This window comes from Vibrio sp. HI00D65, from assembly GCF_001635455.1.
Taxonomy (GTDB): domain Bacteria; phylum Pseudomonadota; class Gammaproteobacteria; order Enterobacterales; family Vibrionaceae; genus Vibrio.
This window is the reverse complement of record NZ_LWEH01000351.1, coordinates 1-223: the sequence shown is the minus strand read 5'-3', so window position 1 is coordinate 223 and position 223 is coordinate 1. Positions and strand designations below refer to the sequence as shown.

Below are 223 nucleotides of genomic sequence, written 5' to 3'. Positions count from 1 at the left end.
ATTCGACAAGCCAATCCAAGACGTTATCGTTGAGATGACAGACGGTGGCGTTGATTACTCATTCGAGTGTATCGGTAACGTAAACGTGATGCGTCAAGCTCTTGAATGTTGTCACAAAGGTTGGGGCGAGTCTGTAATCATCGGTGTTGCAGGCGCAGGTCAAGAGATCTCAACTCGTCCATTCCAACTAGTAACAGGTCGTGTATGGCGTGGTTCTGCTTTC

1 protein-coding gene is annotated in these 223 nt (G+C 48.0%); it reads left to right on the top strand.

Annotated features, from left to right (window positions below):
• Window positions 1–223 (top strand): zinc-binding dehydrogenase (locus A3712_RS19810; RefSeq protein WP_157618825.1); only part of this gene is annotated, 223 nt, incomplete at both ends.